24 protein-coding genes and 1 other RNA gene are annotated in these 25881 nt (G+C 63.2%); 20 read left to right on the top strand and 5 right to left on the bottom strand.

The features are described from left to right. Positions 1-98 precede the first annotated feature (98 nt). From rnpB to NHH88_28355, 18 genes are all read left to right on the top strand, one after another. An RNA gene (gene rnpB / locus NHH88_28440) (RNase P RNA component class A) lies at positions 99-442 on the top strand. 68 nt (positions 443-510) lie between these two features. Continuing rightward, positions 511-2010 (top strand): glycerol kinase GlpK, encoded by a 1500-nt coding sequence (glpK, locus tag NHH88_28435; GenBank protein USX13535.1) that lies wholly within the window; start codon positions 511-513, stop codon positions 2008-2010. 701 nt (positions 2011-2711) lie between these two features. Further along, positions 2712-3140 (top strand): division/cell wall cluster transcriptional repressor MraZ, encoded by a 429-nt coding sequence (gene mraZ, locus NHH88_28430; GenBank protein USX13534.1) that lies wholly within the window; start codon positions 2712-2714, stop codon positions 3138-3140. Between the two features lie 9 nt (positions 3141-3149). Beyond that, positions 3150-4115 carry a 16S rRNA (cytosine(1402)-N(4))-methyltransferase RsmH gene (gene rsmH / locus NHH88_28425; GenBank protein USX13533.1) on the top strand — a complete coding sequence of 322 codons (966 nt, stop codon included), beginning with the start codon at positions 3150-3152 and terminating at the stop codon, positions 4113-4115. After that, entirely contained in the window at positions 4112-4387 is a 276-nt protein-coding gene (gene ftsL / locus NHH88_28420; GenBank protein USX13532.1) for a cell division protein FtsL, read from the top strand. The genes rsmH and ftsL overlap by 4 nt, the downstream gene beginning before the upstream one ends. Further along, on the top strand, positions 4384-6159 hold the full coding sequence (locus tag NHH88_28415; GenBank protein USX13531.1) for a penicillin-binding protein 2: 1776 nt from the start codon (positions 4384-4386) through the stop codon (positions 6157-6159). The genes ftsL and NHH88_28415 overlap by 4 nt, the downstream gene beginning before the upstream one ends. Positions 6160-6191: 32 nt before the next feature. Next, positions 6192-7733: a UDP-N-acetylmuramoyl-L-alanyl-D-glutamate--2,6-diaminopimelate ligase gene (locus tag NHH88_28410; protein ID USX17462.1), complete on the top strand. Its 1542-nt coding sequence runs from the start codon at positions 6192-6194 to the stop codon at positions 7731-7733. Then, positions 7733-9133 (top strand): UDP-N-acetylmuramoyl-tripeptide--D-alanyl-D-alanine ligase, encoded by a 1401-nt coding sequence (murF, locus tag NHH88_28405; protein ID USX13530.1) that lies wholly within the window; start codon positions 7733-7735, stop codon positions 9131-9133. The genes NHH88_28410 and murF overlap by 1 nt, the downstream gene beginning before the upstream one ends. A gap of 2 nt (positions 9134-9135) precedes the next feature. Next, complete coding sequence (mraY, locus tag NHH88_28400) at positions 9136-10305, top strand: phospho-N-acetylmuramoyl-pentapeptide-transferase (GenBank protein USX13529.1); 1170 nt, start codon at positions 9136-9138, stop codon at positions 10303-10305. Continuing rightward, the gene (gene murD / locus NHH88_28395) at positions 10305-11834 is read left to right on the top strand and encodes a UDP-N-acetylmuramoyl-L-alanine--D-glutamate ligase (protein USX13528.1); all 1530 of its coding nucleotides are present in this window, start codon (positions 10305-10307) and stop codon (positions 11832-11834) included. Before mraY ends, murD begins: the two co-directional genes overlap by 1 nt. Continuing rightward, entirely contained in the window at positions 11834-13054 is a 1221-nt protein-coding gene (gene ftsW, locus NHH88_28390; GenBank protein ID USX13527.1) for a putative lipid II flippase FtsW, read from the top strand. The genes murD and ftsW overlap by 1 nt, the downstream gene beginning before the upstream one ends. Then, entirely contained in the window at positions 13051-14142 is a 1092-nt protein-coding gene (gene murG, locus NHH88_28385; protein USX13526.1) for an undecaprenyldiphospho-muramoylpentapeptide beta-N-acetylglucosaminyltransferase, read from the top strand. The genes ftsW and murG overlap by 4 nt, the downstream gene beginning before the upstream one ends. A 3-nt stretch (positions 14143-14145) precedes the next feature. Next, positions 14146-15537 (top strand): UDP-N-acetylmuramate--L-alanine ligase, encoded by a 1392-nt coding sequence (gene murC / locus NHH88_28380; GenBank protein ID USX13525.1) that lies wholly within the window; start codon positions 14146-14148, stop codon positions 15535-15537. A gap of 2 nt (positions 15538-15539) precedes the next feature. After that, the gene (locus tag NHH88_28375; GenBank protein USX13524.1) at positions 15540-16499 is read left to right on the top strand and encodes a D-alanine--D-alanine ligase; all 960 of its coding nucleotides are present in this window, start codon (positions 15540-15542) and stop codon (positions 16497-16499) included. 7 nt (positions 16500-16506) lie between these two features. Further along, entirely contained in the window at positions 16507-17313 is an 807-nt protein-coding gene (locus NHH88_28370) for a cell division protein FtsQ/DivIB (GenBank protein ID USX13523.1), read from the top strand. 12 nt (positions 17314-17325) lie between these two features. Beyond that, positions 17326-18558: a cell division protein FtsA gene (gene ftsA, locus NHH88_28365; protein ID USX13522.1), complete on the top strand. Its 1233-nt coding sequence runs from the start codon at positions 17326-17328 to the stop codon at positions 18556-18558. A 159-nt stretch (positions 18559-18717) separates the two neighbouring features. Further along, complete coding sequence (gene ftsZ / locus NHH88_28360) at positions 18718-19941, top strand: cell division protein FtsZ (protein ID USX13521.1); 1224 nt, start codon at positions 18718-18720, stop codon at positions 19939-19941. Positions 19942-20089: 148 nt separating this feature from the next. After that, a complete protein-coding gene (locus NHH88_28355) occupies positions 20090-20593 on the top strand; it encodes a peroxiredoxin (protein USX13520.1) in 504 nt (167 codons plus the stop codon). 64 nt (positions 20594-20657) lie between these two features. On the opposite strand, the gene NHH88_28350 is transcribed toward NHH88_28355, so the two are convergent. Next, a complete protein-coding gene (locus NHH88_28350; GenBank protein ID USX13519.1) occupies positions 20658-21431 on the bottom strand; it encodes a methyltransferase domain-containing protein in 774 nt (257 codons plus the stop codon). A 91-nt stretch (positions 21432-21522) separates the two neighbouring features. On the opposite strand from NHH88_28350, the gene NHH88_28345 reads away from it, so the two are divergent. Continuing rightward, positions 21523-22281, top strand: coding sequence for a helix-turn-helix transcriptional regulator (locus NHH88_28345; protein USX13518.1), 759 nt, complete (start codon positions 21523-21525; stop codon positions 22279-22281). 165 nt (positions 22282-22446) lie between these two features. Here the strand turns inward: NHH88_28345 and NHH88_28340 are convergent, their stop codons facing one another. The 3 genes from NHH88_28340 to ctaD all read right to left on the bottom strand — a co-directional run bounded on the left by NHH88_28340 (position 22447) and on the right by ctaD (position 25101). After that, positions 22447-22899: a DUF2628 domain-containing protein gene (locus tag NHH88_28340; protein USX13517.1), complete on the bottom strand. Its 453-nt coding sequence runs from the start codon at positions 22897-22899 to the stop codon at positions 22447-22449. Positions 22900-22979: 80 nt separating this feature from the next. Further along, positions 22980-23447: a DUF2244 domain-containing protein gene (locus NHH88_28335; protein USX13516.1), complete on the bottom strand. Its 468-nt coding sequence runs from the start codon at positions 23445-23447 to the stop codon at positions 22980-22982. Positions 23448-23460: 13 nt separating this feature from the next. Continuing rightward, positions 23461-25101 carry a cytochrome c oxidase subunit I gene (gene ctaD, locus NHH88_28330; GenBank protein ID USX13515.1) on the bottom strand — a complete coding sequence of 547 codons (1641 nt, stop codon included), beginning with the start codon at positions 25099-25101 and terminating at the stop codon, positions 23461-23463. A gap of 181 nt (positions 25102-25282) precedes the next feature. Between ctaD and NHH88_28325 the strand changes: the two genes are divergently transcribed. Further along, on the top strand, positions 25283-25471 hold the full coding sequence (locus NHH88_28325; protein ID USX13514.1) for a hypothetical protein: 189 nt from the start codon (positions 25283-25285) through the stop codon (positions 25469-25471). Between the two features lie 5 nt (positions 25472-25476). On the opposite strand, the gene NHH88_28320 is transcribed toward NHH88_28325, so the two are convergent. Beyond that, complete coding sequence (locus tag NHH88_28320) at positions 25477-25875, bottom strand: glyoxalase/bleomycin resistance/extradiol dioxygenase family protein (protein USX13513.1); 399 nt, start codon at positions 25873-25875, stop codon at positions 25477-25479. Positions 25876-25881 lie beyond the last annotated feature (6 nt).

Raw genomic sequence — 25881 nt, 5'->3', positions numbered from 1 at the left:
GGCCAGGCGGGGTCGGACCCAGTCGGGTCCGACCCCATGGCCCGCGGCCGCCGCATCTTGCAAATGCTTGCGGGTTGGGGTCTGGTACAATACCGCCTGAAGCAAGCCAGACAGCCGCTGGCCAGCGCGTAATGCCTGGCGGGAGGAAGGTCCGGACTCCATAGAGCGGGGTGACGGTTAACGGCCGTCCGCTGAAAGCCGCAAGCGCAAGCCCAAGGTATAAGGCGAGGAATAGGGCCACAGAGACGAGCGTATTAAGTTACGGTGAAACGCGGTAACCTCCACCTGGTGCAATTCCAAATAGGCACGCGATGATGCTGCTCGCGGAGCGTGCGGGTAGGAAGCTTGAGCGCTGGAGTAATCCAGCGCCTAGAGGAATGGCTGTCATAGCGCGGGTTCGCCCGTGCCGTAACAAAATCCGGCCTATCGGCTTGCTTCAACTTACACATATATAGATTCGCGGCTGCCGCGGGACCGACGCGCATACCGCGTCGACCTGGGGACCTGCCGATGAAAAAATACATACTGGCCTTGGATCAAGGCACCACCAGTTCGCGCGCCATCCTGTTCGACCATCAGGGACAGATATGCGGCAGCGCGGCGGCCGAATATCCCCAGCATTTCCCGCAGCCCGGCTGGGTCGAGCACGATCCCGACGACATCTGGAACAGCCAGCTGGCCGTCGCCCGCCAGGTCCTGCGCGACAATCAAGTCGATAGCCGCCAGGTCCTCGCCATCGGCATCGCCAACCAGCGCGAGACCACCCTGGTGTGGGACCGCAAGACGGGCGAGCCGATCGCGCCGGCCATCGTCTGGCAGGACCGCCGCACCGCCGACACCTGCGACGCGCTGCGCGCCGACGGCAAGGCGGGACGCATCGCCGACATCACCGGCCTCGAACTGGATTCCTATTTCTCCGCCACCAAACTGAAATGGCTGCTCGACCACGTGCCCGGCGCGCGCGACCGGGCGCGCCAGGGCGGCCTGGCGTTCGGCACCGTCGACAGCTGGCTGGTGTACAAGCTGACCGGGCGCCATGTGACGGACGTCGGCAACGCCTCGCGCACCTTGCTGTTCAATATCCACCTGCTGCGCTGGGACCAGGACTTGCTGCAGTTGTTCGACATTCCGGAGTCGATGCTGCCGCAGGTCGTGTCGTCCAGCGAGGAAATCGGCATGACCAAGGCCTCGTTGTTCGGCGCGCCGATCGCGGTGGCCGGCATCGCCGGCGACCAGCAGGCCGCCACCTTCGGCCAGGCCTGCCACACGCCGGGCATGGTCAAGAACACCTATGGCACCGGGTGCTTCATGCTGATGCACCTGGGCGAGCACCCGGTGGTGTCGCACAACCGCCTGCTGACCACCGTCGGCTGGCGGGTCGACGGCGCCACCGAATACCTCATGGAGGGCAGTGTCTTCATGGGCGGCGCCACCGTGCAGTGGCTGCGCGACGGCCTTGGCATCATCGAGAAATCGTCCGACGTCGAGCCGCTGGCCGCCAGTGTGCCCGACAGCGGCGGCGTGTTCATGGTGCCGGCCTTCGTCGGCCTGGGGGCGCCGCACTGGGACCCGTACGCGCGCGGCGCGCTGGTGGGGCTGAGCCGGGGCAGCAACCGCGCCCACATCGCCCGCGCCGCGCTGGAGGCGATCGCCTATCAAAGCGCGGAGCTGATGGCCGCCATGCAGAAGGATGTGGCGGCGTCGAGCCGCGATATTCCGCTGACCGAGGTGCGGGCCGACGGCGGCGCCGCCCGCAACGACCTGCTGATGCAGTTCCAGGCCGATTTGCTGGGCGTGCCGGTGGTGCGTCCGCGCGTGACCGAGACCACGGCGCTGGGCGCGGCCCACCTGGCCGGCCTGGCGGTGGGCTTCTGGCAGACCCGCGAGGAGGTCGCCGCCCAGTGGACCTGCGAGCGCCGCTTCGATCCCGTCATGGGCGCCGACCGGCGCGGCGCGTTGATGGCGGGGTGGGCGCGCGCCGTGGATCGCTCCAAGGGGTGGGCGAGCTGATCCGTAGGTAACACAAATTGTGCTTTTGTTACGGAAGTTGACAGTTTCTACGTGAATTCGCGCTGGAATTGCACCCCGGCGCAGGCGTATAATGACGGTTTTGGTGCAGTGCGGCAGTCTGAAATTTGTATAGACAAATTGCTTGTCGAAAATACATTCGCTTCCGTGCCGTTGCTGACTAGCAAAATCGAAGTTGCAGTTATTAAAAGGTTTCATACTCCCCGTCATCGCGCTGCTGGCGCGACATCCGACCGTTCCCCTATCAAATCACGCCACTTTGAACGCCATTTGCCGATCTATTGACCAGTTGTCAATATGATACGTCAATGTTGGCGCTTTGCAACTATATATAAATATTTCAATTATTTTGAGAATTCATTTTCACCGCTTTAGTGCATGCATACACATGTGTGCAGATGAGGTAGCACATTCACATTCCACGATAAGTACTTAATTTGTCGAGTTATTTTATTTCTAGCTGGCTTCAAGGAATTGCGCTAAGTCCTTAATTTCATTACTAAAATCCCTGTTTCGTTTGCCTGAAAGCGCTTGACCGCTATTCTCCCATCCTCTAAAGTGGGCATCTGTGTGAAAAAGTGTCTTTTTGTGGGAAATTTCTCCTGACTTAGCGGCGGGGGAGATGAAACCGGGAAGCCGCCGTTCATGCTCCGCTAACCATACTGAGGTCAAAAGGTAATCCCGTGTTTCAAGGCGCGTCCGCAATCAATCTCGATGCAAAAGGCAGGATGTCTATCCCCGCCAAGCATCGTGACGCGCTCTCGATCCAATGCGAAGGCCGCCTCACCCTGACCCGCCACCCCGATGGCTGCGTCATGTTGTTCCCCCGCCCGGTGTGGGAACAGCACCGTCAACAGATTGCCCAGTGGCCGATGCAGGCCCGCGCGTGGCAACGGATATTCCTCGGTTACGCCACCGACGTCGAAATGGACACGGCCGGCCGCATCCTGATTTCGCCGGAACTGCGGGCCGCCGTCGGCCTGGAGCGCGAAGTCATGATGATGGGCATGGGCTCCCACTTCGAAATCTGGGATGCCGCCAAGCAGGCGGAAAAAGAGCAGCAGGCGATTGAAGCCGGCACCCCCGATGTACTCGCCAATTTCTCTTTCTAAGGTCCCGTGATGACATTCACATCGGTGCCTGAATTTCAGCATCGCACGGTGCTGCTGGACGAAGCGGTCGACGCCCTCGCGCTGGACGGCGCGCGCGCCGACGGCGTCTACGTCGACGGCACCTTCGGCCGCGGCGGCCATTCGCGCCTGATCCTGTCGAAGCTGGGCGCCAACGCGCGCCTGATCGCCTTCGACAAGGACCTGCAGGCCATCGCCACCGCCGAACAAATCGACGATCCGCGCTTCACCATCGTCCACGACAGCTTCGCCACGATGACGCAGGCGCTGGCCGAACGTGGCGTCGACAAGGTCGACGGCATCCTGCTCGACCTGGGCATCTCGTCGCCGCAGGTGGACGACGCCGCGCGCGGCTTCAGCTTCCGTAACGATGGTCCGCTCGACATGCGCATGGATACCACGCGCGGCATGTCGGCGGCGGCGTGGCTTGCCACAGAAACCGAACAGACACTGGAAAAGGTGATCAAAGAATATGGGGAAGAACGGTTTGCTTTTCAGATTGCAAAGGCGATTGTTGCTCGCCGGGCAATCGAACCAATTTCAACCACACGACAGCTTGCCGGCATCGTGGCAGGCGCGGTCAAGACTCGGGAGAAGGGCAAGGATCCGGCAACCCGCACATTTCAGGCTATCCGGATTTTCATCAATAAAGAGCTTGAAGACCTCGAAGTCGGTTTGAACCAGGCCTACGCCAGTCTGGCGCCGGGCGGCATCATCGCGATCATCAGCTTCCATTCGCTGGAGGACCGCATGGTCAAGCGCTTCTTCGCGTCCAAGGCCAATGTCGAACAGCCGGACCGGCGCCTGCCGATCCGCGCGGTCGACCTGCCGCAGCCGGAGCTCAAGCTGCTGTCCAAGATGAAGCCGTCCGACGCCGAAGTCGACGCCAACCCGCGTTCCCGTTCGGCGGTGATGCGGGTGGCGCGCCGCCTGCCTATTCCGGCGGAGGCGGCATGAGCGGCAAGATCAACTTGGTGCTGACGGCGCTGCTGGTGGGCTGCGGCCTGTCGCTCGTCAACGCGCAGTACCAGGCGCGCCACCTGTTCATCGAACTGGAACGCTCGCAGTCGAAGGCGCGCCAGCTCGATATCGAGTGGGCGCAGCTGCAGCTTGACCAGTCGACCCTGGGCAAGCACGCGCGCATCGAGGAGATCGCGCGCCGCGACCTGACCATGACGCCGCTGACCGCCGCGCGCACGCAGTACCTGACGCCGGAAGGATCGAAATGAGCCGAGGCTCCAACGTGAACACCTCGCGGGTGGCGCGCTCCAAGGGCGTGCCGTTCTCGAAGAACCCCGTACTGGCGGTGCGTCTGCCGGTATGGCGTTCGCGCGTGGTGCTGTTCGTGCTGTTCTTCGCTTTCTTCGCGCTGGCCGCCCGCGCCGCATGGCTGCAAGGCCTGTCGACCCAGTTCCTGCAAAAGCAGGGCGAGATCCGCTACGCGCGCACGCTGGACCTGCCGGCCACGCGCGGCAAGATCACCGACCGCGATGGCCAGGTGCTGGCGTCGTCGGTGCCGGTCAAGGCCATCTGGGCGATCCCGGACGACGTGCAGAACGCGCCGGCCGACAAGCTCAAACAACTGGCGCAACTGCTCGGCATGACCAACGCCGAGCTGCAGAAAAAACTCGATTCCGACCGTGGCTTCGTCTACTTGAAGCGCCAGGTCGAGCAGGACGTGGCCGACAAGATCGTCAAGCTGGGCATCGAGGGCGTGCAGACCCGTAAAGAATACAAGCGCTTCTACCCGCAGGGCGAAGTGACGACCCACGTGGTGGGCTTCACCAACGTCGAGGATGTGGGCCAGGAGTCGATGGAACTGGCGCAGCAGAAAACCCTGGTCGGCCAGCCGGGCAGCCGCCGCGTGATCAAGGACCGCCTGGGCCACATCGTCGAGGACATCGAATCGATCCGCGAGCCGCACGACGGCAAGGACCTGACCCTGTCGATCGACAGCAAGATCCAGTACATCGCCTTCACCCAGATCAAGGACGCGGTCGACAAGTTCAAGGCCAAGGCCGGCGCCGCCGTGGTGCTGGACGTGCATACCGGCGAGGTGCTGGCGCTGGCCAACTATCCGACCTATAACCCGAACGACCGCTCCAAGCTGACCGGCGAACAGCTGCGCAACCGCGTGATGACCGACACCTTCGAGCCGGGATCGTCGATGAAGCCGTTCCCGGTCGTCATGGCGCTGGAAGCCAAGAAGATAACGCCGCACACCATGTTCGACACCGGCAACGGCGCGATGGTCATCGGCGACCGCGTGATCCACGACACCCACGCGCACCACATGATCGACGTGCAGGGCATCATCCAGAAATCGTCCAACATCGGCACCACCAAGATCGCCATGTCGATGGCGCCCCAAGACCTGTGGGAGATGTTCACCAAGCTCGGTTTCGGCCAGCAGCCCAAGTGGGGCTTCCCCGGCGCGGTGGCGGGCCGCGTGCGCCCGTACAAATCGTGGCGCCCGATCGAGCACGCGAACATGAGCTTCGGACAGGGTATGTCGGTGTCGCTGATCCAGCTGGCGCGCGCCTACCTGGTGCTGGCGCGCGACGGCGACATCATTCCGCTGTCGTTCCAGAAGCTGCACGAGGCGCCGCACGGCACCCAGGTCATCAGCCCAAAAACCGCCGCAGAAATGCGCGAGATGCTGGAAATGGTCACGCTGCCGGGCGGCTCCGCCGTCAAGGCCCAGGTGCCGGGCTACCGCGTGGGCGGCAAGACCGGTACCGCGCAAAAATTCATCGGCGGCCGCTACTCGCACACCAAATACATCGGCAACTTCGTCGGCATGGCGCCGATGTCGGACCCGCGCTTCATTATCGCCGTCATGATCGACGAACCAAGCGGCCCGCTCAAATACGGTGGCGACGTCGCCGGCCCGGTGTTTTCGGCCCTGGCGGCGCAGGCCCTGCGCGCCAAGAACGTGGCGCCGGATTCGGACCTGACCCATATCATCATTCCTGAGTCAGCAGCACAGGAGAACATGTGACGACTTTTAACTTCGACCCGTCGGCCGATTTCATGGCCATCGCGGCAGCGATCCGCAAGCTGGCGCCCACCGCGCAGCTGGCGTCGGATTCGCGCCGCATCAAGCTGGGCGATGTGTTTTTTGCTTTCGCAGCCGACGCGGCCAACGCCGTCGACGGCCGTGGCTTCATCGACAGCGCCATCGAGCAGGGCGCCGCGCTGATCGTGGTGGACCCCGCCGGCTTCACCTGGAACGACAGCTGGAGCGTGCCGTATATCACGGTCGATAACCTGAAACAGCATGCGGGCCTGATCGCCCACGCGTTCTACCAGCAGCCCGATACGGGGATGTTCACCGTTGCCGTCACCGGCACCAACGGCAAGACCTCCAGCGCGGTGTGGCTGGGGCAGGCCCTGTCGCGCGGCGCCGAACCGGCCGCCGTCATCGGCACCTTGGGCGTGGGTGTGTTCCGCGCGCGCGGGGAAGTCGAATATGACGTCACCGGCTATACGACGCCGGACGCGGTGCTGTTGGCGCGCACCTTGGCCGACCTGCGTGACCAGGGCGCGAAGTCGCTGGCGATCGAAGCGTCGTCGATCGGTCTGGAACAGGACCGCCTGGCGGGCATGCATTTCGACGTCGCGCTGTTCACCAACCTGACCCGCGATCACCTGGACTACCATGGCGACATGGCGGCGTATGAAGCGGCCAAGACCAAACTGTTCGACTGGCCCGGCCTGAAGACGGCCGTCGTCAACCTGGACGATCCAATGGGCCTGCGCCTGATCGCGCATCTGAAAACGAAGGCGCCGCTGGCCGGGACTATCCCGCTGATCGGCTATACCTTGCGCGACGCCGCCACGCAGCCGGACATCGATGGCGTGCTGATGCTGCGCGCCAGCCAGTTCCGCAGCACCCGCAGCGCCGGCACCGAGTTCCATCTGGAGTCGGCGCTGGGCGTGGCGTTGATCAAAACGAAGCTGGTCGGCCACTTCAACATCAGCAATGCGCTGGGCGTGATGGGCGCGATGCTGGCCAAGGGACTGGGTCTGCGCGCCGCCATCGAGGCCGTCGAGGCGTTGGTGCCGGCCCCTGGCCGCATGCAGCAAGTCGGCGGGCAGGACGCGCCGATGATCGTCATCGACTACGCACACACCCCGGACGCGCTGGAAAAAACCCTGGCGGCGCTGCGCGCCGTGGCGAGCGACCGTGGCGGCCAACTGTGGTGCGTGTTCGGCTGCGGCGGCGACCGCGATCCGGGCAAACGTCCGCAAATGGGCAAGATCGCGCAGATGGCCGACCACGTGCTGGTCACCAGCGACAACCCGCGCAGCGAAGACCCGCATTCGATCATCGAGCAGATCGTCGCCGGCATGGACCGGAACAATCCGGCATCGACGGTGCAAACCCTGGACGACCGCGCCGCCGCGATCCTGTCGGCGATCAAGCACGCCGCCAAGCCGGATGTGATTCTGCTGGCTGGCAAAGGCCATGAGCCGTACCAGGAAATCAAGGGCAAGAAACTGCCATTCTCCGATGTCGACCACGCCCAGTTGGCGTTGTCGGCCCGTTTAACCATGATGAGGACGAATTGATGCGTGCAGCACTCGCACAGATTCTGCCTTCCCTCCCGGGCGCGTGGCTGGTGAATACCTCCGCCGGTTCGGGTGAAGTTGTATTTGCGGGCGTGTCTACCGACAGCCGCAATGTATCCGCAGGTTCTTTGTTCGTCGCCTTGCGCGGCGAAGTATTCGACGCCCACAACTTCCTCGCGCAGGTCGCGGAGAAGGGCGTCGCCGCCGTCGTAGTCGAGGAAGTTCCTGAAGGTTGGTCTCTGCCGGCTTTGGTTGTACCTAATACGCTGGTCGCATTGGGACAGATCGCTAATTACTGGCGCCGCCAGTTCTCCATGCCGGTCATCGGCGTAACCGGCAGCAACGGCAAGACCACGGTCAAGGAAATGATCGCAGCGATCCTGGCCGCCGCCCACGGCGAGGAAGGCCGTCTGGCCACGCGCGGCAACCTGAATAACGAAATCGGCGTGCCGCTGACGCTCTTCCGCATGGAAGCGAAGCAGCAGTCGGCCGTCATCGAGATGGGCATGAACCATCCGGGCGAGATCGGCCGCCTGGTCGCCATCGCCGAGCCGACCATCGCCATGGTCAACAACGCCCAGCGCGAACACCAGGAGTTCATGCACACGGTGGAAGCGGTGGCGCGCGAGAACGGCGCCGTGCTGGCCGGCCTGCACGCCAACGGCGTGGCGGTGTTCCCGCATGGCGACGAGTTCACGCCGATCTGGGAAGAACTGTCGGCCGGACGCCGCATGATCCGCTTCGGCCTGACCAAGGACGCTGAAGTGAGCTGCACCTTCCGTGCCGGCGATTTCGGCAGCGAGATGTTCATCACCATCCGTTTGTCCGATGGCGTCGAGCCGGAACAGTTCTTCGTCAACCTGCAAGCGGCGGGCGAACACAATGTGCGCAACGCGCTGGCCGCCGTGGCATGCACGTATGCCGCCGGCATCGCGCTGGAAAAGATCAAGCTGGGACTCGACACCTTCGCGCCCGTCAGCGGCCGCCTGCAAAAGAAGGCCGCCGCGAACGGCGCCGTCGTCATCGACGACACCTACAACGCCAATCCGGATTCGGTGCGCGCAGCCATCGACGTGTTGTCGAAAGCGGCCGCGCCGCGTGTGCTGGTGCTGGGCGATATGGGCGAAGTCGGCATGCAAGGCCGCGAGTTCCACGAAGAGATAGGCGCTTACGCGCACAGTAAAGGCATCGAACAGGTGCTGGCCACCGGCGAACTGGCATCCCACATGAAGGGGGGCGCCATTCGCCATTTTGAACAGTTCGGCGACTTGCTCGCTGCCGTGGAGGCAGCCGTCGCACCGAATGCAACCGTATTAATCAAGGGCTCCCGCTTCATGAAAATGGAACGGGTCGTGCAGCATTTGATTGGATCGCAACAAGCTAACAAGGAAAGTCACTAATCATGCTGCTCTGGCTCGCACAGTTTTTCCAGGACGAGATCGGCCCCCTGCGGGTCTTCAACTTCATCACCTTCCGCGCGGTGTTCGCCGCCGCCACCGCCTTGTTGATCGGCCTGTGCGCCGGTCCGGCCGTGATCCGCATGCTGACCGCAATGAAGTACGGCCAGGCCGTGCGCACCGACGGTCCGCAGACCCACCTGAAAAAACACGGCACGCCGACCATGGGCGGCTTGTTGATCCTGATCGCAATCGGCGTATCGACGCTGCTGTGGTGCGACCTGTCGAATCGTTTGATCTGGCCTGTGCTGGTCGTCACCTTGGGCTTCGGCGCGGTCGGCTGGGTCGACGACTACCGCAAGGTGGTGCGCCAGGACCCGGAGGGCATGCGCTCGGCGGAAAAATACTTCTGGCAGTCGCTGGTCGGCCTGGCCGCCGCGCTGTACCTGGCGTTCTCGGTATCGGCGCCCAACGCCGGCAAGGTCTTTGAGCTGTTCTTCGCCTGGGTGCAGTCGGGCTTTTCGATGGATTTGCCGCCGAAGGCCGACTTGATCGTCCCGTTCTTCAAGACCATCAGCTATCCGCTGGGCGTGTGGGGTTTCATCGCGTTGACATATTGTGTCATCGTCGGGACCAGCAACGCCGTTAACTTCACTGATGGCCTGGACGGCCTGGCGATCATGCCGACGATTATGGTCGGTTCGGCGCTCGGCCTGTTCGCTTACCTGACCGGTAGCGCGACGTACTCGAAGTATCTGTTCATCCCGCACATTCCCGGCGCGGGCGAACTGATTATCTTCTGCGGCGCGCTAGCCGGCGCGGGTCTGGCCTTCCTGTGGTTTAACACGCACCCGGCTCAAGTGTTCATGGGCGACGTCGGCGCGCTGGCCTTGGGCGGCGCGCTGGGCACCATCGCCGTGATCGTGCGCCAGGAAATCGTGTTGTTCATCATGGGCGGTATTTTCGTCGCCGAGACGGTGTCGGTGATTATGCAGGTGGGCTGGTTCAAGTACACCAAGAAGCGTTTCGGCGTCGGCCGCCGCGTGTTCCTGATGGCGCCCTTGCACCATCACTTTGAACAAAAAGGCTGGAAAGAGACTCAGGTCGTCGTGCGCTTCTGGATTATCACGATGATGCTGGTGCTGGTTGGGCTCTCTACTTTGAAACTGCGCTGATGATTTACGAAGGCAAAAACGCACTGGTACTGGGGCTCGGAGAATCGGGCCTGGCGATGGCGCTGTGGCTCGCCCGCAGCGGCGCGCGCGTGCGCGTTGCCGATACCCGTGAGTCGCCGGAGCGTTTGCCGGCACTGAAGGAAGCGATCGCCGACGTCGAATTCGTCCCCGGTCCCGGGTCTGGCTCATTCAGTGCCTCGCTGCTGGAAGGCGTGGACTTTGTCGCCGTCAGCCCCGGCCTGGCGCCTTACCGCGAGCTGGCCGAAATCGGCCCTGCCGCTTCCTCGGCAAATATTCCGGTGTGGGGCGAGATCGAACTGTTCGCGCAGGCGCTGGAATCGCTGGAGAAGGAACGCGCCTACGCGCCGAAGATCATCGCCATCACCGGCACCAACGGCAAAACCACCGTCACCACTCTGGTCGGCCAACTGTGCGAGCGCGCGGGCAAGAGCGTGCGTGTGGCCGGCAATATCAGCCCGGCGGCACTGGACGTGCTGCGCCAGGTGATGGACGAAGACGCCTTGCCGGAGATTTGGGTGCTGGAGTTGTCCAGCTTCCAGCTGCAAACCACCTTCACCCTGGAGGCGGATGCCGCCACGGTGCTGAACGTGACCCAGGACCATCTGGACTGGCACGGCGACATGCCGTCCTACGCCGCCGCCAAGCATCGCGTGTTCGCGGCGGACACCGTGCGCGTGCTCAATCGGGAGGACGCCACCGTCATGCGCATGGCCAGCGCCACCGGCCAGAACGTCACCTTCGGTACCGACGCGCCGACCGTGCGCGACGATTTTGGCCTGAACAACGAGCGTGGTGTGTTGTGGTTGGCGACGGCGATTCCATCGGAAGAAGAAGCCGAGCCGAAAAAACGCAAGAAGAGCGATCCGCCGCCACCACCGGTCGAATGCATGGTCAAGAACCTGATGCCGGCCGACGCGCTGCAGATTCGCGGCGTGCACAACGCCGCCAACGCGCTGGCCGCGCTGGCGCTGTGCCGCGCCATCGACCTGCCTTTGGCGCCGCTGCTGCACGGCCTGCGCGAGTATCGCGGCCAGCCGCACCGCGTGGAACTGGTCGGCGCGATCAACGACATCGAATACTACGACGACAGCAAGGGCACCAACGTCGGCGCCACCGTGGCCGCGCTCAATGGCCTGGGCAAGGCGTTCACCGGCGCCGACCAGCGCCTGTTGGTGATCATGGGCGGCGACGGCAAGGGCCAGGACTTCGCACCGCTGGCCGAACCCGTGTCGCGCTACGCGCGCGCCGTGCTGCTGATCGGCCGCGACGCGCCGCTGCTGCGCGCCGCGCTGGCGCCTTCAGCGCAGTTGAACTATGAGCTGATTGATTGCGGCACCGACCTGCCATCGGCCGTCAAGCGCGCCAGCGAAATGGCCAAGGGCGGCGACGCCGTGCTGCTGTCGCCGGCCTGCGCCAGCATGGACATGTTCAAGAACTACGCGCATCGCGCCCAGGTGTTTATCGACACCGTGCGCGATATCGCCCTCGACAACGGACAGGAGATCTGATGGCGCTCCAGATGCCGTTCCGTTTTGGCGCGAAATCGGCGGTTACGTCGATGGACAGCCGCGCGCGGCAATCGAAGATGATGGAGTACGACCAGCCGCTGGTCTGGGTCACCCTGTTGCTGATGCTGCTGGGGATGGTGATGGTGTATTCGGCTTCGATCTCGCTGCCCGACTCGCCCAAGTTCGCCAACTACACCCGCTGGCAGAACACTTACTTCCTGCAGCGCCAGGCGATGTTCGTCGTGGTCTCGCTGATCATCGGCCTGTTCGTGTTCCGTACCCGCATATCGACGTTGCAGAAGGCGGCGCCATACCTGTTCATCGCCACTCTGGTGCTGCTGGTGATGGTGCTGATTCCGGGCCTCGGTTCGGTCGTCAACGGCAGCCGCCGCTGGTTGTCGCTGGTGGTGATCAAGATCCAGCCGTCGGAATTGATGAAGGTCGTCGCCGTGCTGTACGCCGCCGACTACACGGTGCGCAAGCAGGAATACATGCACAAGCTGACCAAGGGCTTCATGCCGATGGCGGCGGCGGTCGGCTTCGTCGGCCTGTTGCTGCTGCTGGAGCCGGACCTGGGCGCCTTCGGCGTGATCGTCTGCATCGCCATGGGCATCCTGTTCCTGGGCGGGATCAACGCCATCTGGTTCGGTGGCATCGGCGTCATGCTGGTGGGGATCTTCGGTTCGATCATTGCGTTGTCGAAGTTCCGCCGCGAGCGTTACTTCGCCTACCTGAATCCGTGGGAAGAGGACAATGCCTTGAACAAGGCTTACCAGCTGACCCACTCGTTGATCGCCTTCGGACGCGGCGAGATCTTCGGCGTTGGCCTGGGCGGCAGCGTCGAGAAGCTGCACTACCTGCCGGAGGCGCACACCGATTTCCTGATGGCGGTGATCGGCGAGGAACTGGGCCTGGTGGGCGTGCTGGCGGTGATCGGCTGTTTCTACTGGATCGTCAAGCGTGCCTTTGATATCGGTCGCCAGGCGATCGCCATCGACCAGACCTTCGCCGGCCTGACCGCCAAGGGCATCGGCATCTGGATCGGCGTGCAGACGTTTATTAACATGGGCGTGAACCTTGGCCTGCTGCCGACCAAGGGCCTGACCTTGCCGCTGATGAGCTATGGCGGCACGGGTGTTGTGATTAATTGCGTCGGACTCGCGATCCTGCTCCGGATCGACTACGAGAACCGGGTTCTGATGCGCGGTGGCAGATTATGACGCGGACTACGAAGAAATTGATGATCATGGCGGCCGGCACCGGCGGCCACATTTTCCCCGGCCTGGCGATCGCGCAGACGATGCGCGCGCGCGGCTGGGACGTGACCTGGCTGGGCACCTCCGCCGGCATGGAGCAGGAACTGGTGCCGAAACACGGCATCCCGATGGACAGCATCGACTTCACCGGCATGCGCGGCAAGGGCTTGAAGCACTCGCTCGGCGGCGCGCTGAAGATGGTTAAGGCGTTCATCGCCTGCCGTGGCTACATCGGCAGCCGCAAGCCGGACGTGGTGCTGGGCATGGGCGGGTACGTGACGGTGCCGGGCGGCCTGATGGCGCGCATGGGCGGCGTGCCGCTGGTGCTGGTCAACGCCGACGCCGCGCTGCTGTTGTCGAACAAGACGCTGGTGCCGTTCGCGGACCGCGTGTGCTTCGGTTTCCCGGCCGATTTCGGCAAGGCCGCCGACAAGGCCGTCGTCACCGGCAATCCGGTGCGCAAGGAGATTCTGGACATGCCGGCGCCGGCGCAGCGTTTCGCCGGACGTGAAGGTCCGCTGCGGATACTGGTCGTGGGCGGCAGCCTGGGGGCGAAGGCGCTCAACGACAATCTGCCGGCGGCGCTGGCGCTGATCCCGGCCGACCAGCGTCCGCTGGTGACGCACCAGTCGGGCAAGAAGAACATCGATGCGCTGCGCGCGTCGTACGCGCAGGCCGGCGTGCAGGCCAACGTGGTCGATTTCATCGACGACATGGCCGCCGCCTACAGCGCCGCCGACGTGGTGGTCTGCCGCGCCGGCGCTATCACCGTGTCGGAACTGACCGCCGCCGGCGTGGCCAGCGTGCTGGTGCCGCTGGTGGCGTCGACAACCAGCCACCAGCGCGACAACGCGCAGTGGATGGCCAAACAGAACGCGGCGATCCACATGCCGCAGACGGAAATGAGCGCGCAAAGTGTGGCGACGCTGCTGGAAACGCTGACCCGCAACGCCTGCCTGACGATGGCGACGGCGGCGCACAAGGTCGGCAAACGCGATTCGAACGAATCGATCGCTCAAGCATTGGAACAATCTGCAAAGGTAAAAGGTTAAGCAGTGAAGCATAAAGTACAGAACATACACTTCGTCGGCATCGGCGGCAGCGGCATGAGCGGCATCGCCGAAGTGCTGCTCACGCTCGGCTACACCGTCTCCGGCTCGGACCTGGGCAGCAACGCTGTCACCCAGCGCCTGGCGGACATGGGCGCGAAAGTGTTCCAGGGTCACGCGACCGAAAACATCGGCGACGCCGACGCCGTCGTGACCTCGACCGCTGTACAACAGGACAATCCTGAAATCGTCGCGGCGCGCAGCCGCAAGATTCCTATCGTTCCGCGCGCGGTGATGCTGGGCGAATTGATGCGCCTTAAACGCGGCATCGCCATCGCCGGCACGCATGGCAAGACCACCACCACCAGCCTGGTGGCGTCGGTGCTGGCGCAGGGCGGCCTGGACCCGACCTTCGTCATCGGCGGCCGGCTGACTTCCGCCGGCGCCAACGCGAAACTGGGCAGCGGCGAGTATCTGGTGGCGGAAGCCGACGAATCGGATGCGTCGTTCCTGAACCTGACGCCCATGATCGAAGTGATCACGAACATCGACGCCGATCACATGGAAACCTACGAGCACGATTTCGAAAAGCTCAAGCAGGCCTTCGTCCACTTCACGCACCGCCTGCCCTTCTACGGCCGCGCCATGCTGTGCATCGACGACGCCAATGTGCGCTCGATCATTCCGCACGTGACCAAGCCGGTGACCACCTACGGCTTCCACGAGGACGCCGAAGTACGCGCCGTGAACGCGCGCGCCGTCGGGGTGGAGATGCACTTCACCGTGATCCAGGAAGGTTATCCGGATCTGGACGTGGTGCTGAACCAGCCCGGCATGCACAACGTGCAGAACGCCTGCTCGGCGATCGCCATTGCCCGCGAGATCGGCATCGAGGACAGCGCAACCCAGGCCGGCCTGGCCGGTTTCGCCGGTGTCGGCCGCCGCTTCACCAAATACGGTGAAGTCGCGATTCCCGGCGGCGGCACCTTTACGCTGGTGGACGACTTCGGCCACCATCCGCTGGAGATGGAAGTGACCACCGGCGCCGCGCGCGCCGCCTATCCGGGCCGCCGCCTGGTGCTGGCGTTCCAGCCGCACCGTTTCAGCCGCACGCGCGACCTGTTCGAGGACTTCGTCAAGGTATTGGGCACGCCCGACGTGCTGGTGCTGGCCGAAGTGTACGCCGCAGGCGAGGCGCCTATCGTGGCGGCCGATGGCCGCGCGTTGGCGCATGCCCTGCGCGCACGCGGCAAGACGGAACCGATTTTTGTAGAGGCAATCGGCGATATGCCGGAAACCATCATGAACGTGGTGCGCGACGGCGACGTCGTCATGACCATGGGCGCAGGCTCGATCAGCGGCGTCCCGGCGAAACTGACTAATTATCCAAAGGTCTGATCGTGAACCAGCTTACTCCTATCGATGTAAAAACTTTCGGCAAGGTCGGCGTGCTGTTCGGCGGCCGCTCGGCCGAGCGCGAAGTGTCCCTGATGTCCGGCACGGGCGTGCTGGCCGCGTTGCAAAGCAAGGGCGTCGACGCCCATCCTTTCGACACGGCCGAACGTTCGCTGGCCGAACTGGCGGCAGAAAAATTCGACCGCGTGTTCATCGCGCTGCACGGCCGCTACGGCGAAGACGGCAGCCTGCAGGGCGCGCTGGAGCTGTTGGGCATTCCCTATACCGGTAGCGGCGTGATGGCCAGCTCGGTGGGCATGGACAAGATCACCACCAAGATCGTGTGGCTGGCCGCCGGCCTGCCGACGCCGAACTACGCGGTGCTCGACGCGACATCGGATTTGGACAAGACCGCCGCCGATCTGGGCCTGCCGCTGATCGTCAAGCCGCCGCACGAGGGCTCGACCATCGGCATCACCAAGGTCAACGCCGCTGAAGAATTCAAGGCCGCCTACGATATCGCCGCCGCTCTGGACGACTCGGTGTTGGCGGAGGAATTCGTCACAGGTCGCGAGTTTACGGTTGCGATGCTGGGCGGCGGCGCCGACGCGCGCCCGCTGCCGATCGTCGAGATCATCGCGCCGGCCGGTAACTACGATTACCAGAACAAGTACTTCACCGACGACGTCAAATACGTTTGCCCGGCGGTGCTGCCGGACGCGCTGGCCGCCGAGATGCAGCGCATCGCCGTCCAGGCGTACCGCGCGCTGGGTTGCGAAGGCTGGGGGCGGGTCGATGTGCTGCTGCGCGAGCGCGATCAGAAACCGTTCCTGCTGGAGGTGAACACCTCGCCCGGCATGACGACGCACTCACTGGTGCCGATGGCGGCGCGCGCGACGGGCATCAGCTATGAAGACCTGTGCGTGGAGATTTTGCGCACGGCGCGTTTGAAGATGAAGGGGTAAGTATCAGATGTGGCAAGACGCTAAAGCCTTGAATGCAACCGCCAACGGCATTTTCGCCCTGGTGCTGTTGGCATGCATCGCCGCCGGCGTGTGGTGGGTGGCGCAGCGCCCGGCGTTCAACCTGCGCACGATTCGTATCGAGAGCATCGGGCATGACGAGTTACAGCATGTGAACCACCTGACCCTGCGGAACAACGCGCTGGGCCGCTTAAAGGGCAACTTCTTCACGACCAACCTGGACGCGGTGCGTCTGGCCTTTGAATCGGTGCCCTGGGTACGCCGCGCGACGGTGCGCCGCGAGTGGCCGGACCAGTTGATCGTGGCGCTGGAGGAGCATGAGGCGCTGGGTACGTGGGGCGAGGATGGTCGGCTGCTGTCGGTCAAGGGCGATGTGTTCACCGCCAACCTGGCCGAGGCGGAAGAGGACCACGAGCTGCCGGCGTTCGACGGGCCCGATGGCAGCGAGAAGGAAGTGATGTCGCGTTACGCGGAGCTGCGCGGCTGGTTCGCGCCGCTCAAGCTGGTGCCACAAGCGCTGTCGCTGTCGAGCCGCTATGCATGGACGGTGCGGCTCGATAACGGCATGAGCGTGGCGCTGGGCCGCGAGCAGACCAGCACCACGTTGAAGGAAAGGGTGGACCGGCTGACGGGGATTTATCCGCAACTGGTGGAGCACTTGCCCGATATAGAGACGATAGATATGCGGTACCAGAACGGCTTGGCCCTGAGCGCGGCGGGATTGAAGATCCCGAAAGAGGGCACCAAGCCAAAAGCGGCAGCAAAAAAAACGATAAGCGTTAAACCCCAACACTAGGTAGCAACAGACATGACAAAAGACGCTAAAAACCTGATCGTCGGCCTCGACATCGGCACCTCGAAAGTGGTGGCCGTGGTGGCCGAGGTGATGGGCGATGGACGCCACGAGGTGATCGGGCTGGGTCAGCACGAATCGAAAGGCCTGAAGAAGGGCGTGGTGGTCAACATCGAAGCGACCGTCGAATCGATCCAGCGCGCGCTCGAAGAAGCGGAGCTGATGGCCGACTGCAAGATCCGCAATGTCTATGCCGGCATCGCGGGCAGCCATATCCGCAGCTTCAATTCGAGCGGCATGGTGGCAATCAAGGAAAAGGAAGTGACGGCGACCGACGTGGCGCGCGTCATCGAAACGGCAAAGGCGGTTAACATCCCGACAGACCAGCAGCTGCTGCATACGGTGCCGCAGGAGTTCATCGTCGACAGCCAGGAAGATGTGCGCGAACCGATCGGCATGAGCGGCATCCGCCTTGAAGTGAAAGTCCATATCGTCACCGGCGCCGTGTCGGCGGTGCAGAACATCGTCAAGTGCGTGCGCCGCTGCGGACTGGAAGTGTCGGACCTGATTTTGCAGCCGATGGCTTCGGCCGACGCGGTGCTGACGCCGGACGAAAAGGAACTGGGTGTTGTGCTGATCGATATCGGCGGCGGCACCACCGACGTGGCGGTGTTTTCCGACGGCGCGATCCGTCATACCGCCGTGATCCCGATCGCTGGCGACCAGATTACCAACGACATCGCGATGGCGCTGCGCACGCCGACCTCGGAAGCCGAAGAAATCAAGATCCGCTACGGCGTGGCCAAACAGGTGCTGGCCGATCCGGGCGAGAGCCTGGAGGTGCCGGGACTGGGCGACCGTGGTCCGCGCAACCTGTCGCGCCAGGCGCTGGCGGCGGTGATCGAGCCGCGCGTCGAGGAGCTGTTCGCGATGGTGCACCAGGTGGTGCGCGAATCCGGCTACGAGGGCGTGCTCTCGTCGGGCATTGTGCTGACCGGCGGCACCGCGATCATGCCGGGCATGGTCGAAATGGCGGAAGACATATTCCTCAAGCCGGCGCGCCTTGGCACGCCGGACTATCGTGGCCAGTTGGCCGACGTGGTGCGCAGCCCGCGCTACGCGACCGTGCTTGGCCTGTTGTTGGAAGCGAAAAAGCAGTACCTGCGTGGTCACATCGTCACGCGGCAGGATGGGTCGGTGAAGGCGGTGTGGCAGCGCATGAAGGAATGGTTCTTAGGTAATTTTTAAGGCAGCACGAGTAAAAGATACGCAGCAAAGCACGAAGCAAAATACGGGTGGTTTTTTCACTAAACTTTTTTTAAATTGAAACAGCAGTTTTCAATCCCCAGTTCTCCTACAAATATGAGGACTGGCGCTTGGAAACCGCATTCTGATAGGGAGCACATCATGGAGTTTGATATGGTCGATAACGCAGCTTTGGGCACCGTCATCAAGGTCGTCGGCGTCGGCGGAGCAGGTGGCAATGCAGTTCAACACATGATCGTTAAAGGCATGTCCGGCGTGGAGTTCATCGCCGCAAACACCGACGCGCAGGCGCTGTCCACCTCGCGCGCACACAACGTCATCCAGATCGGCGAGACCGGCCTGGGTGCGGGTATGAAGCCGGACGTCGGCCGCAAGCTGGCCGAGGAATCGCGCCAGCGTATCGAAGACGCGCTGCGCGGTGCGCACATGGTGTTCATCGCCGCCGGCATGGGCGGCGGCACCGGCACCGGCGCCGCACCGATCGTGGCCGAAGTGGCCAAGTCGCTCGGCGCGCTGACCGTGGCGGTGGTGTCGAAGCCGTTCTCGCACGAAGGTCAGAAGTGCATGGACATCGCGGATGAAGGCCTGGAGCAGCTGTCGGAACACGTCGACTCGCTGATCGTGATCCTGAACGAGAAGCTCGAAGAAATCTACGAAGATGAATCGCTGATCGAGTGGCTGCAGCACGCCGACGATGTGCTGAACAACGCCGTCGCCGGTATCGCCGAGATCATCAACGTGCCGGGCCACATCAACGTCGACTTCAACGACGTGAAAACCATCATGGGCGAGCAGGGCAAAGCCATGATGGGCACCGCGACCGCGTCGGGCATCGACCGCGCGCGCATCGCGGCCGAACAGGCGGTGGCTTCGCCGCTGCTGGACGGCGTCGACCTGTCGGGCGCGCGCGGTGTGCTGGTCAACGTGACTGCAAGCCGTGGCCTGAAAGGTAAGGAGATCAAGGAAGTCATGGCCGCCGTGCGCGCGTTCGCGGCGCCGGACGCTTCGATCGCACAGGGTATCGCTTACGACGACACCATGGGCGACGAGATCCGCGTCACCGTGGTGGCCACTGGTCTGGGCAAGGGCAAGAAGCACGTGCAGCTGGTGCCGCAGCAACTGCTGCGCACCGGTACCCACAACAGCCCGATGATGCCTTCGGGCGCTATGGGCGGCGCGGCGTCGGCCGGCGTGTCGATGGGTGCGACCGGCGGCATGGGCGGCGGTGGCGCCCCGGCCTTCGACGGCATGAAGGCGCCGGCGGTATGGCGTCGCGAGTCGGCCTCCGAGCAAGTGCGCGCGATGGAGAAGAACGGTATGGAGACCTACGACATTCCAGCCTTCCTGCGCAAGCAGGCCGACTAAGAGTCACTGCTCACCGAGAGTCGATTAGGCCATCCGGCACGATTGTGCAGGATGGCCTGGGTTCAGGCATACTGTGCGTTCTATGCCGGGAAAAGCCGCGCTTGTCGCGGCTTTTTTACGTTCACTACCCCAACAAAAGGAGTCACACATGACCATCAAGATTGGCGATACCCTGCCGGAAGGCACCCTGTCCGAATTCGTCGAGACCGAAACCGAAGGCTGCTCGCTCGGCCCGAACACGTTCAACGTGCAAGATTTGGTCAAGGGCAAGAAGATCGCGATCTTCGGCCTGCCAGGCGCCTACACCCCGACCTGCTCGGCACAGCACGTGCCAGGCTACGTCAAGCACGCAGCCGACCTGAAGGCCAAGGGCGTCGATGAAATCTGGTGCATCTCGGTCAATGACGCCTTCGTCATGGGCGCTTGGGGCCGCGACCAGAAAGCCACCGGCACCGTCCGCATGATGGCCGACGGCAACGCCGCCTACAGCAAGGCGCTGGGCCTGGACGCCGACTTCAGCAAGCACGGCATGGGCACGCGCTCGCAGCGCTATTCGATGCTGGTCGAAGACGGCGTCGTCAAGCAGCTGAACGTGGAACAAGGCGGCAAGTTCGAAGTGTCGAACGCCGAGACTCTGCTGGGCCAGGCGTAAGCCGGCTTGAGTTGATGCAGTGAAAGAGGCGCCGGAGACGGCGCCTTTTTTTACGTCTGTTGGTTTAGTAGATGTCGCTGTGCTTATGTGTGGCCTTGAACAGCGTCGAATCGATGGTGAACGAGCCGTCGGGTTGAACCTCGAAGTATTTCAACGTTTCCTCCGGCGCGCTGGCGAACAGGCTGCGGATCGCCGCCACCCGCTCGGGCGGCGTGCGCATGCGAGCGGTCCATTCATCGAATACCATTTGCAGCTTCCAGTCGCCGGCGCGCTCCGGCAGGAAGCCTGCCGCTTGCAGCGTCGCGGTCCACTCGGACGGGCGGTAGTCGCGCACATGCGAGCCGTCGCGCAGCAGTTCTACCGCCTGCAGAGTTGTGTCGTGCAGCGGCACTTCGGGCGCGGTGATGTCGATGACGACCAGCTGGCCGTTGGGCTTGAGCACGCGCTTGACTTCGCGCAGTGCGGCCGGCAGGTCGAGCCAGTGGTGCGCCGAGAAGCGCGTGACGATCATGCAGAACGAGGCGTCGGCGAACGGCAGGCTGGCGACGTTGCCTTGTTCGGTGACGATGTTGTGCAGGCCGCGTTCCTGCGCCGCGCCGGTCACCACGGCGAGCATTTCATTCGCCAGGTCGAATGCGGTGACGGAGCGCGCGACCGGGGCGACGGCGAAGCTGGCGTGGCCGGCGCCGCAGCCGAGATCGAGCACCACGGGTTTGCCCAGGCCGGCGGCCAGTTCGCGCAGCGCGGCAAGGTCGGCGCCCTGCGAATGGACAGTGCTGGTCAGGTAGGCGCTGGCTGTTTGGCCGAATTGTTGGGCGACGACGGCTTGCTGTTGCATTTTATTTCTCCTGAATTGGGCGGGTCAGGGCAGAATAGGCGGGTTTATATCCTGTAACAAGACAAGCACTTATCCTGGTATAAAAACCACCATGCAAAACAAGTTAGGCGATTTTATCCGCGCCCATCGGGAGCGCACCACGCCGGCCAGCGTCGGTCTGCCCGGTGGGGGGCGGCGGCGCACGCCAGGGTTGCGGCGCGAGGAGTTGGCGCAGCTGTGCGAGGTCAGCCCGACGTGGCTGACGTGGCTGGAGCAGGGGAGGCCGGTGTCGGCGTCGGGCAAGATGCTGGCGCGGCTGGCAGAGGTGCTGCAGTTGAGCGGGGCCGAGCGCGTCTATTTGTTCAGTCTGGCCGAGCGGCTCGATCCGCATGGCGAGGCGGATGGCGCTCCTGCCGAGGTGGCGCTGGACGCGATCGTGGCTGCCGTGGATGCGCCGGCCTATATTCTCGATCTGCGCTGGGACGCGGTGGCGTGGAATGACGCGGCTGCGCGGTTGTTTGCCGGCTGGCTCGATGGACCGTCGCCGAACCTGTTGCGCTTCATGTTCCAGTCGGTGGTGGCGCGCGGGTTGATCGTCGATTGGCCGGAGCGTGCACGGCGGCTGGTGGCCGAGTTCCGCGCCGACATCGGCAAGCACGCCGAGCAACCGGCGGTGAGGGAGCTGATCGCCGACGTGGCACGTGACAGCGCCGAATTCCGGGAGTTGTGGCGCCTGCAGGACGTGGTGGGCAGGGAGGGCGGGTTGCGGAGTTTCCGGACAGAAGCCGGGCAAGCGCTGAGCTTCAATCAGGTGACATTGCATCTGGCCAAACGCCACGATTTGAAGCTGGTGATGCTGCTGCCGGGTTAACCGCCACTGTGGCCCGGACAATGGAAACACCGCAGATCCACGTAGGGCGGATTAGGCGGAACGCCGTAATCCGCCAATCTACGAGCCGTCGAAACGCACGCATTGGCGGATTACGCTTCGCTAATCCGCCCTACGTGATTTAGAAAGCGCTCGCTTCGTGCGACGCTACCACCAGCCGTTGTCATCCAATACTATCTTCTTGTAGTAGTTGATGTTGGCATGCAAAGTGAACCAAACATTGATGAGCGTGTTCACGCACATCTTCAAGGGATCGAGCTCTCCGTCGGGCGCAGCAACGTTAATTAAAATCATCAACGGCAGGCCGATAAATGCGGCGACGATCGCTTTGCGCCACATGCCTTTGGCTAAGTAGTAGAACGGCCCAAAAAGCAAGGCCCACAGATTGAACGCGAGTCGAAAGCGCTCGCCGAAGCTGAGCTGCTTGAAGTGCGGTCGCGTTGGCCCGCCGGCTTTTTCAATCAAATCGAAACGGATACGCCACAGCGCCGATAGTTCCGCTTCCGTGCCGGAGGCTGGTTTTGGGGGCGAGGTTCCGCAGGTTGTACAGAGTGAATGGATGGGTGAATTTTCGATACCGCAGTGCTGGCATGTCGACATGATAGGCTCCTTGAGAGGGGACCTTCATCATGTCACCGGCAAGCTTGTCGAAAATTGACTTATGGCAATATTGCGAGAGTTCAGGAGTCTGCGCGGCGCAGCCATTGACCTAGTTCATTGGCGAGGTGGCGGCGCTCCTCCTCCGCGAGAAAACGCCCGAGGACAACGATGCTATCCCGTTTGTCGTTGATGCGTATCGGGTCGCCATCACGTACCGGCGATAGCAGCCGGGCGCTCCACAGGTCGAGATGGCGATAGCTGCACCGATGGCCCCTGCGCTGTTCAACAACAATGGCACTTTCCGAGATTTCGATCCGGTCGTAGTCGTCGAGGTGGCGTCCGTAGTACCACAGGCAGGCGGCCAGCGCGGCCATCTCAAGCAGCGCATACGCCAGCATGTGCCAGTAGCCCAGGTACGCAAAGCCGGCCGCGACGCCCAGAGTGGGGCAGCACAGCGTGGCGAACAGCACGGTCAACTGCGGCCGCTGCAGCACCGAGCGCCGCCGCACCAGCCAGCTCCGTCGTTCCGAAGGCACATCACGTGGCATCGTTCGCTCCGGCTCAGATCACGGCAGGCGGTTTTTCGAAGGTGTGGAAGGGCGCCGGACTCGGCACCGTCCACTCCAGCCCATCGGCGCCTTCCCACGGCTTGGCCGGGGCGGGCTTGCCGCCGCGTATGGTCGGCAGCACGATGGCGAACAGGAAGTATACCTGCGTCAGCCCGAACAGCAACGCGCCCACCGTGGCCAGCTGGTTGTAGTCGGTGAACTGGGTCGAATAGTCGGCGTAACGGCGCGGCATGCCGGCCAGTCCCAGGAAGTGCATCGGGAAGAAGGTGACGTTGACCCAGATGAGCGAGTTCCAGAAGTGGAAGGCGGCACGCTTTTCGTTGAACATGTAGCCCGTCCACTTCGGCACCCAATAGTAGTATCCGGCAAACAGCGCGAACAGCGAGCCGGCCACCAGCACGTAGTGGAAGTGGGCGACGACATAGTAAGTGTCGTGGACCTGGATGTCGATCGGCGCCACCGCCAGGATCAGGCCGGAGAAGCCGCCGATCGTGAACACCCACAGGAAGCCCACCGCGAACAGCATCGGCGCCTCGAACGTCATCGCGCCGCGCCACATCGTGGCGATCCAGTTGAAGACCTTGACGCCGGTGGGCACGGCCACCAGCATGGTTGCGTACATGAAAAACAACTGGCCGGTGATCGGCATGCCGGTGGCGAACATATGGTGCGCCCACACGATGAAGGAGATGATGGCGATCGAACCGGCCGCGTACACCATCGAGGCGTATCCGAACAGCCGCTTGCGCGAGAACGCCGGGATGATCTCCGAGATCATCCCGAACGCGGGCAATATCAAAATGTAGACCTCCGGGTGGCCGAAGAACCAGAAGATGTGCTGGTACATGACGGGATCGCCGCCGCCGGCCGCGTTGAAGAAGGTGGTGCCGAAGTGGCGGTCGGTCAGGATCATGGTGATGGCGGCGGCCAGCACCGGCATCACGGCGATCAGCAGATAGGCGGTGATGAGCCAGGTCCAGCAGAACATCGGCATGCGCATTAAGGTCATGCCCTTGGCCCGCAGGTTGAGGATGGTGGTGATGATGTTGATCGCGCCCATGATGGACGAGATGCCCATCAGGTGGATGGCGAAGATCGCCATGTCCATGCCCACGCCCATTTGAGTCGACAGCGGCGGGTACATGGTCCAGCCGGCGGCGGTGGCGCCGCCGGCGCTGAAGAACGAGCCGATCAGCAACAGCGCGGCCGGTGGCAGCAGCCAGAACGAGAAATTGTTCATGCGCGCAAAAGCCATGTCGGAGGCGCCGACCTGCAACGGGATCATCCAGTTGGCGAAGCCGACGAAGGCCGGCATGATGGCGCCGAAGATCATCACCAAGCCGTGCAGGGTGACCATCTGGTTGTAGAACTCCGGATAAAAATACTGCAGGCCGGGCTGGAACAACTCGACCCGGATCAGCATCGCCAGCAGGCCGCCGGCCATCAGCATTGCCAGCGAGAACCACAGGTAGAGCGTGCCGATGTCCTTGTGATTGGTCGCGTACAGCCAGCGGCGCCAGCCGTGCGGGTGCGCGTGCTGGTGCGCGTGCGCCGGGTCGTCGGCGTGGACATAGCCTTCGGTCGTGGATTTGGCGGTGGGTTGGAATGCTTCGTCGATCGTTTCGATGGCCATCTTCTGTCTCCCTGAGTCAGGCCAGCATATGACGGGCAGAGCGCGCTCGCCAGCGCCAAGCGTGCCGCATGCGCGTAGGCGTCGGCGCTATAATTTTTTCAGAAAATTCTGAAGCGGGGCGGGAGCGTCCGAGCAACCTTGGCGTCCGCCATTGGTCTATCTATTTTTGAAGGAGCGAGCGATGAAAACTCAGCAACGATCAGATACTCTGCTGCCGGCCGACGACCAGGTGGCCGAGGAGGTCAGCACCGATCAGCAGTCGGAACAGGCGCGCAAGACGGGCCATGCGCCGGAGCAACCACCCGCCGCGCCGGCCGTGGACAAGGCAGTGGCCGAGTCGCTGGGCGGCGTCGGCGGCAAGGAGAAATAGCTCGGTCAGGCCTGGGGCGCCGTCCACACGAGGTTCCACAGGTGGCCGTCCAGATCCTCGAAGCCCTGGTCGTACATAAAGCCGTGATCCTCCGGCGGGTGCGGCGTGCGCCCGCCGGCGGCGACCGCTTTGGCGATCAGGCTGTCCACCTCGTCGCGGCTCTCGCAGCTCAGGCAGATGATGACTTCATTGGCTTCCCTGGCTTGCGCGAGGGGTTTGTCGATCAAGGACTGGAAGAAGGTTTCGGTCATGAGCATGGCATGAATGCTGTCGTCCACGATGACCATGTAGGCCGCTTGCTCGCTGCTAAATTCTGGCTTGAAGCCAAAGCCCAGAGCGGAAAAGAACGCTTTGGACTTGTCGAGGTCCTTGACCGCGAGGTTGAAGATCACTTGTTTGTTCATGACGCC

It is taken from the genome of Oxalobacteraceae bacterium OTU3CAMAD1 (assembly GCA_024123915.1).
In the GTDB taxonomy this organism is placed as follows: Bacteria; Pseudomonadota; Gammaproteobacteria; order Burkholderiales; family Burkholderiaceae_D; genus Rugamonas.
Note: the sequence above shows the minus strand (reverse complement) of the source record. Positions and strands in the feature narration are given on the sequence as shown.